Source organism: Paraburkholderia solisilvae (assembly GCF_902859875.1).
GTDB classification, from domain to species: Bacteria; Pseudomonadota; Gammaproteobacteria; order Burkholderiales; family Burkholderiaceae; genus Paraburkholderia; species Paraburkholderia solisilvae.
Genome location: NZ_CADIKF010000093.1, coordinates 1 through 11,565, shown reverse-complemented (window position 1 = coordinate 11,565; position 11,565 = coordinate 1). Strand labels below are relative to the sequence as shown.

Here is an 11,565-nt window from a genome sequence, read left to right as displayed (position 1 = left end):
GCGTTGTTTGATTGCGGTCCGCACCTTCGACAAATCGCCCCATCCTCGCCTCTCGCGCTAACGCGTTGGTTCAGTCTAGGTGATCACGCGCGTTTTTACACGGCCTCGGCCAGAGGCGGACCGTCGACGACCGCATGAAAATCGTCAAAAACGCGGCCCTTCGGATCGTGTCCTGCTACGATCCCGACTCCGTCTACAAACAGAAGAGGTGCCGGGAATGGCGAGTTTAGGAAAGCAGGCGAGCGACTATGACCAGCCGATCCGAGTATCCGCGAAAGCGGCGGTGATCTTCTCAGCGCTGGCGGGGTGCCTGTACTGGATGTGGATTAACGAGGCTGAAACGGGCGTATCACAGTGGGGAAAGGTGACCCGGATATACCGTACTACCGACCCACAGCACTTCGCGCTCAGTCACAACAACACATTGATAGAATCCGCGCTGGCAGGTAGCGTTGCTGTAATCCTTCTCGGCTACTTGCTGTTTTGCATGATCCGTCGGTGGTCGCTACGACAAGGACGTTGAGAAAGGCAATTTATGAACGGGCTGGAATGGCGGCTATTGGGAAGGCCTGAGGTCCGCTCAGGGTCGAGCCTGTGTGAAAACGCCGTGATCGCCTAAACTGAATCAACGCATTGAGCCCGGGTGATTCATGAAGCGATTCGTTGAAGGAGATAGCCGCAAGCAGGTCGCACTACTTCCCGAATGCGTCGATGATTACATCGGAGAAGACAACCCGGTCAGGGTGATTGACGTCTTCGTCGACGAGCTGGAGCTTGAGGATCTTGGTTTCAACGGTACCATCCCTGCACTTACGGGACGCCCGTCCTACCACCCAGGCGTGATGCTCAAGATATACATCTATGGCTATCTGAATCGTGTTCCTTCCAGCCGGCGCCTTGAGCGTGAATGTCAGCGCAATGTCGAGCTGATGTGGTTGACTGGACGGCTTGCGCCGGATTTCAAGACGATCGCCGATTTTCGCCGGGACAACGGCGCAGCCATTCGCAACGTATGCCGGCGTTTCGTTGAACTGTGTCGAGGACTGAAGCTGTTATCCAGTGACATGGTGGCAATCGATGGCAGCAAGTTCAAGGCTGTCAACAGCCGCGACAGGAACTACACGGCAGGCAAGATCGACAAACGCCGGCAGCAGATTGAGGAAAGCGTTCAGCGATATCTCGACGCGATCGAGACCGCAGACCGGATCAGTCCGACAGGTTTCGATGTGAAGACCGTGCGTCTGTACGAGAAAATCGCCAGCTTGCGCCGGGAGATGCGGGAACTCGCACAGATCGGCAAGCAGTTGCAGAAGCATCCGGACAAACAGCTGTCGATGACGGACGCCGACGCGCGGTCCATGGCGACAAGCGGCAGAGGCTCAGGCATCGTCGGCTACAACGTTCAGGTCGCGGTGGACACGAAGCACCACCTGATCGTGGAACACGAAGTGACCAATGTCGGAAACGATCACGGTCAACTTGGCAGGATGGCGATGTCTGCCAGGAGAGCGATGGCCAAACCGAAACTGAAAGTGCTGGCTGATCGCGGCTACTTCAGTGGCCCGGAGCTTATGTGCGCGATGTTCGATTAGTACAAGCTCGACGTATCAAACTCGATTGAGCGGACCGGCAATCTCGCCCTCAGTGGCAAAAATGGCGTTTCCACACGACCTTATATGGACACCGCCCGGTTTGCCAGATTGATCTTGATGCGATGCTTAACCGAAGTATCGGCTGCGGTCTTATATCCGGCCTGTAATGCAGGCCGAAGCCCGCGGGCCCTGATGGAATTCGACGGGAACATCCTCATCTCGGCCACGCACTTTTAAGCGCAAGGCCGTGTTCAGGTTTGTGTTCCTGCGGTCCGACCGGTTTCGCCATCACATGTGAATCAACCTCAGCAACCTATCGGTACTTCATCTCATCCTTCGTTATTCGCTGGCTAAGCAGGTCTCGCGCTGACATGATGCCGATCGTACGTGCCGCCGTGGGCCAGTATCGCCCATGCGGTGCGTGCCATCTTGTTGGCGAGGGCTACCGCCGCGACATTCGCGGGTCGTCGCTCCAGGATCGCCTTTTGCCATGGAGTCGGCACCTTCGCGTGACACATCACCGAGCGCGCGCCATGGATCAGCAGCGTGCGCAGATACGGATCGCCTCGGCGGGAGATCGGTCCAAGGTGGGTTTTTCCGCCTGTGCCGCTTTGCCGGGGCACCAGTCCGAGAAATGAGGCAAACTCGCGTCCGGACCTGAACGTCTTCGCATCGCCAATCGTGGCAACGAGCGCAGTCGCGGTGAGCCTGCCGATGCCTGGCACTGCCGCAATTGCCTGGCATGCAGCTTCCTGTTTGTGCCAGCCACTTATCTGCTTCTCAAGCTGGTCGATATCCTGGTCGATTCCGTCGATGCGCCTCAACTGGTCGCGCAGGCTGCTGAACATTGTTCCCGGGAGTGCATCCTCGAGCTCTGCCATGCGGGCTCGCATCTCGGCGAGACCAGCCGCGCGTCCTGCACGGAATGACACGCCGAACTCGTAAAGGAGGCCTCGCAACTGGTTCACCTGCATGGTGCGGAACTTGATCAGCGGCGAGCGCATCCGGTGAAGACCGAGCATCGCCTGCTGGTCTTCTGTCTTTGCTGCTACGGTTCGCATTCCCGGCTGCTGTACGGCTGTCCAGATTGCCCGCGCATCCGCCGCGTCAGTCTTGTTTGTCTGGACAAACGGTCGGATGAACTTCGCATGCAACAGCACCACCTCGTGCCCGAGCGCCTGGATCTTACGCGCCCACCAGTGCGCGCTGCCGCACGCTTCGAGCGCCACCCGGCCCGCCGGCCGCTGCGCGAGAAACGCGACCAGTTCGTCGCGTCGAAAGCGCCGATTGGCTATCTCGCCTGTTTGATTGTCGACCCAGTACATCTGGAACACGTGCTTTGCAACATCTAGTCCGTATGTCGTAGCATTCATTTGGGCCCTCCGTTCCTCAAGTGGACGTGTCGAAACGCCACTCTGGCACATTGATGCCGTTCGGTTCTGGAGGGCCTCCGCTTCTTTGCCGGACCCTGCATCCCCGAAGGGAGGGCGGTGTCCATTCCATCTCGGCCTGGAAGCGACGCTCGCTGGTGAAGGGTGAATGGCCAAAACACAGTGGAGTTTCGGTCATTCGTCCCGTGTCAGCCAAACCGCCCAGTACGGCTACGATCGGATGTGCCTTCGCAAGTTGCTTTGCGCATCTTCATCACTTCACCGCGCGGACAGCCTGAAACGGTGAGCGGTTATCTTCTCTTGATTTAGTTTGCTTTGCTGCGCCATTAAGCGCACTGTGAAGTCGTCCAGATGCATCTCCGGTCGCCTTTTTCGCCCCCGGATAGATACGGTTCAGTGACGGTCAGCACCGCCACGGAGCACGTCATCATGACCATTCCAGTCATTGAAGAGGGTACGAGCTACGTGCGTACCCGTAACAGGAATTTCCATTGCATCGCGACCCGTATGCCAAAGGCCCGCGTCAGTTCTCGTCCGTCGTGCGAATTGACACCTTTTAACCCGGGGAGTCCAAAGTCCGGCGTTATGCGAGGTTGTTCGCTGGAGCAAGTCCCACCAGCGCGGGGTGATGTCATCGACTCCGCGATTCGATTCGGGCAGGACGGCGTCGATGGCAACGTTCAGACGAGCAGGCTCTGACACGTCTAATGCCAGTGAGCCCGCAGATCGAGTGGAGCAGATCATTGCGAGCTTTTCCGAGCCATTGGATTTCGCCTGGTCCGGAGGAAGCCCTGAGCTTCGCCGAGCGACGGGTACACACCTTCGCTGACTGCGCGTTCACCGCGCACGGAGGCGAGAAGGCCAGACAGGAATAGCTGTCGCCTTGACGGGAGGTGTTGCCGGCAAGCAATGTAGGAACGGCATACCCGGTCTGTTGCGCTCGTTCGGGTCGCGCTCTGCACCTTCAAGGGGATTGGCAGAGTTCTGTATTCATCAGTCATGCAGATCATCATCTCATAACCACCAACACCACGGCGTTCTGACCGTCCTTATGTGCCGTGTCCCCGTCGCGCGCGACCGATTCGGGCGGAACAATTTGATCAACGCCTCGCCTGATAGTCCTGCTTCCGACCTCGCTTGATTCGTCTCGCACCACGACTGCCGGCCTGCAGCGACGATGTGGAAGGTTTGTACCCTTCTCGAGTTCGGCTCATGGCGCGCGGCCTGGCTATTCGAATGGAAAAGCGCTGCGCAGGCATATCCCATGCGCTGTGTTGCTGGCATTCACTTGAAACGGAGATTCTCATGTTCATGCACAACAGGCTGCTGCAGTACACGGTGCGCGTAGGTGCCTCCAATCCCGGTCTGGCAAACCTGATGCTCGAGCAGTTCGGCGGTCCGCAGGGCGAACTCGCCGCGGCGATGCGCTATTTCACGCAGGCGGTTGCCGAGGAAGACCCGGGCCGCAAGGACATGCTGTACGACATCGCGACCGAAGAGCTCAGTCATCTGGAAATCATCGGCTCGATCGTGGCAATGCTCAACCGCGGTTCGAAGGGCGAGCTTTCCGAAGCGGTGGATGAGCAGGCTGAGCTGTACCGCAAGCTGAACGCGGCCGGCAACGATAGCCACGTCACCCAGCTCCTGCACGGTGGTGGCCCCGCGTTGACCAACTCAGGCGGCGTTCCGTGGACGGCCGCCTACATCGACACGATCGGTGAGCCGACGGCGGATCTGCGCTCGAACATCGCGGCGGAGGCTCGCGCGAAAATTCTCTATGAGCGGCTGATCAACGTCACAGACGATCCGGGTATCCGCGATGCGCTGGGCTTTCTGATGACCCGTGAAGTTGCGCACCAGAAATCGTTCGAAAAAGCGCTGTATGCGATATCGCCCAATTTCCCGTCGGGCAAGCTGGCACCGATGCCCGAATTCGCGAGTACCTACTTCAAGATGTCGCACGGCGGGGAGGTGGTTGGAGCACCCTGGAACAGCGGCACGGGGCTCACGATGAAGGATGGCGAACCGGCGGTGGACGGCGGCGATGGAAACGCCTGGGTCAACCTCGATTCCGCCGAGAAAAAGACGCTGTCTGCGATGGCCACGCGCCTTCAGTCCGATCCGGAAAGCGACCCGATGACTGGCGCGGAACTCGGAAGCGCAGAGGCGCTTGCCGACGATCTGAAGTAACCGGAGTTTAAGCCGCCCTCCTGAAAAGGAGGCGGTTGTCGACCGACTGAGATCGGACAAAACGGAGCAATGCGTTCACGTCTTATACAAGACATTTACATGAATACATCTATTCAGGGAGTTAGCCATGACCACCAGGACCATCAGCGATCTGTTTATCCATTCGCTATCCGACATATACAGCGCAGAGAAGCAGATGACGAAGTCGCTGCCGAAGCTTGCCCGCGCGGCGACACATTCCGATCTGAGCGCGGCTTTCATGACACATCTGGAAGAAACGCGGGGGCAGATTGAACGGATCGACCAGGTTGTCGAATCTTGCGGTATCCGTCTCAAGCGGATCAAATGCGTTGCAATGGAAGGCCTCGTTGAGGAGGGCCAGGAGCTGATCGATGAGATCGAGCGCGGCCCTGTTCTGGACGCAGGGCTGATTGGGGCCGCACAAAAGGTCGAGCACTACGAGATCGCCGCCTATGGTTCGATCATCGCACTTGCGAAGCAGCTCGGAGAGACGCATGCAGTCACCCTTCTTCTACAGACACTGAAGGAAGAGAAGGCCACGGACCAAAAGCTGTCTCTCCTCGCTGAGGAGGAGATCGCAGCCGAAGCGTTAGGCAAATGAACCGGCTCGGTGTAGGGGCGCGCTGCTCGCAACTGCGCAGCGCGTGCCCATTTCGCGGATCCGCCTTGAACGAGTGGATGGTCACCTATCAGGTGCTAGTGTGGCTGGTTGCAGTTTTGCTTTCAGTCAGTGGCTGGATATGAGCGGCGGCACGGCGTACGCGGGAAAAGCAGCTCTTCCCGGCAGATCGTCTCCACGTTGTAACTGATGAACACCGATTTCGTCTCCGAACTGTCGGGTACAGCGGTTGCGCCCGCTTGAGTGGAATACAGGAGCGCCTGTATTCAACCTTTGGACTTCAAACTACATATCGAGGCCTATTCATGAAACTCCTAGCCACCCAAAGCGGGCTCCCTCGTGTGTCGTGGGGCTCCGTGATCACGGGCGTCATTCTCTCGATGATCGCCTACCTTATCCTGAGCGTACTCGGCACGGCAATCGGCATGTCCGTACTAGCGCCTCTTTCGCGGCCCAATCCGTTGGAGGGATTCGCCTTTAGCTCCGGTGCATATCTGATCGTGATGACGGTCATTGCGGTTTTTGTCGGCTCCTACTTCGCGGGCCGCTGTGCGCCCATGCTCGGGTGGCTGCACGGGCTGCTGGCCTGGGCAGTCATGATTCTGATGGTCCTCTACGGGGCCACCTCGCTGCTCGGTAGCGCGGTGAGCGTCGCCGGAAGCGTAGCATCGACCGGCGCGACCGTCGGCGCGACGATGGGTCGGTCGGGAGCCGCAGGGACAGCCGTAAGCGCATTGACGCAGCAGGTCCAGGGCGCAATTGCGTCCGCCACCGCCGAAGCGTCAAGCCCGCAAGCGCAGGCCGATGCGCGTCAGGCAGCCGATACGGCAGCGCGCAACGTCGCCCGTGCCTCATGGTTCTCGTTTGCCGCCCTGATCGTCGGCGCGATCATCTCCATCGTGTCGGGACATGCGGGCTTTCGCCACCAGCCGCCGTTCGAGGAAGCAGCGGGCGTATCGAGCGGTAATGTCCCGCTTCGTCGCGATACCACTCATGGGGCGATCCCCGGTCGCACCGTCCCTTGAGAACCTTATGGCGTTCCTAAGGGAAATGGCCTTTCAGGCAGTAATCAGCACCACCTCCGGTAGATGTGCATCTCCACCCGACCTTGGCTCCGCATTGCTGGCCGCACGAAGACACCTTGGGGTTATGCCGCAGCGGCCAGCTCATACTCATCACGGGACAGCAGAGACCTTCCAGGGATTACGATGCTTCACAATCAGTTCGAGGACGATCTGACTCATCTCGAGCAGATCGTTCCGTTTCTTGCGGCGGGCAGCCCGCTTGGGCTCTCATACTGGCGCCGCCGCGTTACTTCCCTGTCCGCGCACCAACGTCTGATACCCGACGGGAAGACCCGTGTGACCCGGCTGCTCTTGCTATTCGATTCAATCGAACAATTCCCGCCGGGTGAAAGTCACGGCGTCATAGATCCCTTGCTCCCACCAGAACCAGCATACGTTGAGAATTGGTGCATCGCGCCATTATATTTCGCATGTCATCACGGTGCTCCTGTCTCCGTTCTTCCAATGCCCTTGACCCGCTATCCGTCAATGAGTGGCGAAGCGGTCCACTAGCGTTGGGTGTCTGTGCCGGAAAGCAATCGATGGTCGCCAAGTCTATTGTCATGGATCTTCTTTGGCCGCAGGGCGCCCGATGTGGGCCGCAATTGCAGCCAGAACGACCGGGAGGTCCGCGGGTTTTGCGAAATGGTGGTTAAACCCGGCCCTCAGCGATTCGGCGTGCTCGGCCGCCGATGTCAGCGCGGTGATCGCCACCAGTAACGGCGGGGGTATGAATTGCAGGTGCCGAATCTCTCTTGCCACCGCGCGCCCGTCCATACCGGGCATCTGAATGTCGAGAACGACCGCATCCGGACGCCACGCGCTGTATTCCGCCACGGCGTGCGCCCCATCTCCGGTTGTTCGCGTTTGATACCCCTGCGCGTCGAAGAACAGAACGTACGCCGCCAGTATGTTCGGATCGTCGTCCGCGATGAGCAGGCGCGCGGCGTTTAGGGTCGGCATTGATTTCTCCTATTGCCTTACAGTCAGCAATCGATGGACCCGCCGTCTATGTGTAGTCAGTTTGCTAATAGCCAAGGATTCCGCAAAAATACCTTATTTGCGATCGAGATTTCTCGGTCCGTCTCAGGGGCAGACATGCGATTGGCCGACTTCATTCTGGAACACATGGAAACCATTCTGTCGCGATGGGAGGAGTTCGCCGGCACCCTGTCGCCGGCAGCTACAGGCATGAAATCCCTGGCCTTGCGGGACCACGCGCAGCAGCTTCTGGAGGCTGTCGCAAAGGATCTGTCTACTCCCCAAAGCGGGGCCGATCAGCTCGAAAAGTCGATGGGGCGAACGCCCAGACTGGCCGATGCCACGGAGACCGCGGCACAAACGCACGCCCTCCTGCGCGCGCAAAGCGGCTTTGACATCAACCAGCTGATTTCCGAATACCGCGCCCTGCGCGCCAGCGTGCTTCACCTGTGGATGGATAAATTTGAGCCCGACAGTCATCACGTGGAGGACATCGTTCGCTTTAACGAGGCCATCGATCAGTCCATCGCCGAGTCGGTAAGCTTTTTCAGCGCCTACGTCGACCGGGCTCGCAATCTGTTGCTTGGAATGCTTGGGCACGACATGCGCAGTCCACTGCAGACTATCCAGATCACCGCGTCATATCTCGCGGCGCTTAACGCCGGTGAAAAAGTGTCGGGCGCCGCGTCGCGCCTGATAAGAAGCGGCGCACGCATGCAGGCGTTGCTGGACGATATGGTTGACTACAACCGAAGCAGGCTGGGTCTGGGTATCAGTATCGCGCCCGCCGACATTGATTTGGCTCAGATCTTTGCCGATGAACTGGACCAGCTGCGTGTCGTGCATCCAGACCGTCAGGTCGATCTTGACGTGTTCGGTGACTGCGTCGGTGTTTGGGATGGCCGACGTCTACAGCAGTTGCTTGGCAACCTGGTTCTGAATGCGATCAAGTATGGATCGCAGGACGCGCCGGTACGGGTAACAGTTGCCGGCAGGGACGAGGATGTGCTCCTGGAGGTGGTGAACGTTGGCGATGCCATTGAACGCTCAACCCTCGATCGCATTTTTGATCCACTACAACGAGGCACAAGTCATCAGGGCGGAGATGCCAGCGGGAGTCTCGGGCTCGGACTATATATCGCGCGCGAGATTGCCAAGGCCCATGCGGGTGAGATCGACGCGCGATCCGATGAGACGGAAACAGTATTCTCCGTACTCCTGCCTCGTGGCAAATAGCGCTGATATCCTGCTGTGCCTGGTTTGCGGAAGCGACCGCGACCGACGATGAACACGAGTACAGGGGTCGCGCAGATCTGTCCGGCCGCTTCGCCAAGTTAAGCTTACCGCAGTGTCACTAGCCGGCGACTCTCATGCCGGAGCGCGGCGATCACGGGCGACGAGAACGGTCACATCGTCGTCTTCACGCGAGTGATCGCGGTAGAGGACGGCGGCGATCAAGGACGGATGGCTCGCTGACAAGCCAGGGTAACGTGCGAGATCCCAGCGCGTGTTCAATCCGTCCGAGTGCATCACGAGCAGCGCTCCCGGGCTCCACGCGCCGTCGAATTCCTGCGTTTTGCGGATGCCGCGCCCAACGATGCCCGCATGCGAGACGAGATGACGATGGCCTGCCGCGCTCCAAACGCTTGCAGCGACGTTCCCGATGCCGCAGAAGCGGGCAACGCTATCCGCGCGCGAGAAAGCGGTCCCGCGCTGGTCAGAGTCTGGCGTTGGGTCGCCGGGGGCAGGCGGAACCGCGCGCGGCGGCAAACGGGCGACACCTAGTGCCGCGCCAACCGTGGGTCGCAAGGCACGATCGGCAACGCTGACGATCTCGGGCAGAGGCGCTCCACTGCCCGGTGAGAGTGACCCGATCGCGGCCACCGCCGCGATCTGCGCTAGCAGTCCGTGGCCCAGGCCGTCAGCGATCATCACGGTGAAGCCTTCAACGCCCTGTGTGCATGCCCATGCGTCGCCGCTGAGGACCTGGCCGCGCAGTGCCAGGTTAATCACGCCATACTCGACCGGGACGCCACCCGGCATGACCGCTGCGGCGGCAGGACCGTGGGGCGGTGCATCGCTCCACAATACGACGCGCAGCACTGCGCCGGCGCCCGGCGCGCTCCAGACGTCGAACTCGTCTGAAAGTCGCCGCATCGCTGGCATACCGTCTTCGGAGATACCAACCGCCCAATCTGCGATCATAGAGTTGGACGTGGCCCCAGCCGTGTCAAAGCTCTTTGCAATCGACAGGATTTCGATACCGGCTCTGCCCACGCCCCCTGGATGCAATCGCGCGCTATCCGTCAACGGACACACCAGCAGTTCGCCGCGCGTCGCATACCGGAGCAGGTTTGCGCCCAACTCGGCAACGATGATCGAAACGTCGTCGATCCGCGCCTCGCTTAAACCGTGGAGCGCTGCGATTGCCCTGATACTCCGGTGCGCATACGAAACCTCGCTGGGGTCGCTGATCTCGAAACGTTGATGTGCGGGCATGGCCAGGCTCGGTAAAGATTGAAGCGGCTAGTAAAAGGGTGTGCCGCGCCGCGGAACGGTCAATAAATTGCTGTAAAGCCGCTACTGGTCGGCTGAAGTCAGCTTGTTGGCCGCTTCTCCGATCGCTACGCATCTTCAGCGTCCCATTATGCCCGGAGCCCTTTGCAATGGTCGGCATCCTATCTGCAAGCACGTCGGCGGCTAGCGGTAATTCTCTCGATCTGCATGTGTGGTGTGTATGTCGGCTTTCCGATCCCCTTCGGACAGTGTGACCGGCAACATCAACGTCTCAGAAGGGTCGGACAGCGACCGCCAACCAAAGCGCAGACTGGATTTCCGTCCAACTGGAAGGAGATCGACATGGAAACGCAGAATGCGAATGGAATGGGTTGTCGTGTGCCGTGGAATAAAGGCAAGCTCACGGGGCAGACGCCACCGTTGAAACTTCCTGAGATCTGGGCCATCCGGACCCGGCTGCAGATTGCATCGAACGTTCGGGAGCTAGCGATGTTCAATCTCGCGATTGATAGCAAGCTTCGCGCATGTGACCTGACTCGGCTGCGCGTGCAGGACATCTGTCACGGCAATCACGTCGGGTCGCGCGCAATAGTGATGCCGCAGAAGACGCAACGGTCAGTGCAGTTCGAAATAACGGAGCACACCCGTCAGAGCGTGGAGGCTTGGATCGCCGCACGTCACCTGAAATCTGCCGACTATCTTTTCCCGAGCCGGATACATACATCGCAGCATCTTTCGACTCGTCAATACGCACGGTTGGTACACCGGTGGGTTGCGTCGATAGGACTGGACGACACCGCGTAAAATCACGCTCGAGGACGTCGAGGAAGATCCCGAGCACGTGGCGATGGGCGATGTGGAATACGAGATTTCGACGACCGGCAACTACCCCGATGCAGGCTGCCAGCTGCTCGGCGACGCACACATACTGAAGCGCCACAACCGCTATATCCTCGAGGACCGCACCGCAGCGTACCTGCTCACCGACAACTGTAAGTTCGACGGATAACCACGACGAAGGTAACGACATGAAGCGAGCGAAAATCTTCACCGTAACTGAGACGGCGAAGATCAAAGGATGACCTTGCCCTCGTTTGACGAATCCCATAGCTGGGGGGAATTATGCGGCTTCGCCTCTTTGAGCTGCGAACCAGTTCTTTTCGAACGTCATGGGGCTGACGTAATCGAGC

General features: G+C 59.3%; 8 protein-coding genes and 2 pseudogenes. 7 read left to right on the top strand and 3 right to left on the bottom strand.

All coding sequences use genetic code 11. The annotated features are described in order from the left end of the window. Positions 1–650 precede the first annotated feature (650 nt). Positions 651–1,574, top strand: a pseudogene (locus HV675_RS31350) (IS1182 family transposase); the annotation flags it as partial. Between the two features lie 368 nt (positions 1,575–1,942). On the opposite strand, the gene HV675_RS31345 reads toward HV675_RS31350, so the two are convergent. Then, positions 1,943–2,965 carry an IS110 family RNA-guided transposase gene (locus tag HV675_RS31345; RefSeq protein ID WP_175115343.1) on the bottom strand — a complete coding sequence of 341 codons (1,023 nt, stop codon included), beginning with the start codon at positions 2,963–2,965 and terminating at the stop codon, positions 1,943–1,945. Positions 2,966–4,288: 1,323 nt separating this feature from the next. Here HV675_RS31345 and HV675_RS31340 point away from each other — a divergent pair. The 3 genes from HV675_RS31340 (at position 4,289) to HV675_RS31330 (ending at position 6,838) form a co-directional block, all read left to right on the top strand. Continuing rightward, the gene (locus tag HV675_RS31340) at positions 4,289–5,173 is read left to right on the top strand and encodes a manganese catalase family protein (RefSeq protein ID WP_175115345.1); all 885 of its coding nucleotides are present in this window, start codon (positions 4,289–4,291) and stop codon (positions 5,171–5,173) included. Between the two features lie 127 nt (positions 5,174–5,300). Continuing rightward, positions 5,301–5,795, top strand: coding sequence for a YciE/YciF ferroxidase family protein (locus tag HV675_RS31335; protein WP_175115342.1), 495 nt, complete (start codon positions 5,301–5,303; stop codon positions 5,793–5,795). Between the two features lie 323 nt (positions 5,796–6,118). Next, entirely contained in the window at positions 6,119–6,838 is a 720-nt protein-coding gene (locus HV675_RS31330; protein ID WP_175115341.1) for a hypothetical protein, read from the top strand. A gap of 600 nt (positions 6,839–7,438) precedes the next feature. Here HV675_RS31330 and HV675_RS31325 read toward each other — a convergent pair. Then, complete coding sequence (locus HV675_RS31325) at positions 7,439–7,840, bottom strand: response regulator (protein ID WP_175115340.1); 402 nt, start codon at positions 7,838–7,840, stop codon at positions 7,439–7,441. A gap of 135 nt (positions 7,841–7,975) precedes the next feature. On the opposite strand from HV675_RS31325, the gene HV675_RS31320 reads away from it, so the two are divergent. Continuing rightward, complete coding sequence (locus HV675_RS31320; RefSeq protein WP_175115344.1) at positions 7,976–9,094, top strand: sensor histidine kinase; 1,119 nt, start codon at positions 7,976–7,978, stop codon at positions 9,092–9,094. 132 nt (positions 9,095–9,226) lie between these two features. Here the strand turns inward: HV675_RS31320 and HV675_RS31315 are convergent, their stop codons facing one another. Further along, a complete protein-coding gene (locus tag HV675_RS31315) occupies positions 9,227–10,357 on the bottom strand; it encodes a PP2C family protein-serine/threonine phosphatase (protein ID WP_175115339.1) in 1,131 nt (376 codons plus the stop codon). 360 nt (positions 10,358–10,717) lie between these two features. Between HV675_RS31315 and HV675_RS31310 the strand changes: the two are divergent. Further along, positions 10,718–11,176, top strand: a pseudogene (locus HV675_RS31310) (tyrosine-type recombinase/integrase); the annotation flags it as partial. Between the two features lie 46 nt (positions 11,177–11,222). Continuing rightward, positions 11,223–11,384 carry a hypothetical protein gene (locus HV675_RS31305; protein ID WP_175115337.1) on the top strand — a complete coding sequence of 54 codons (162 nt, stop codon included), beginning with the start codon at positions 11,223–11,225 and terminating at the stop codon, positions 11,382–11,384. Positions 11,385–11,565 lie beyond the last annotated feature (181 nt).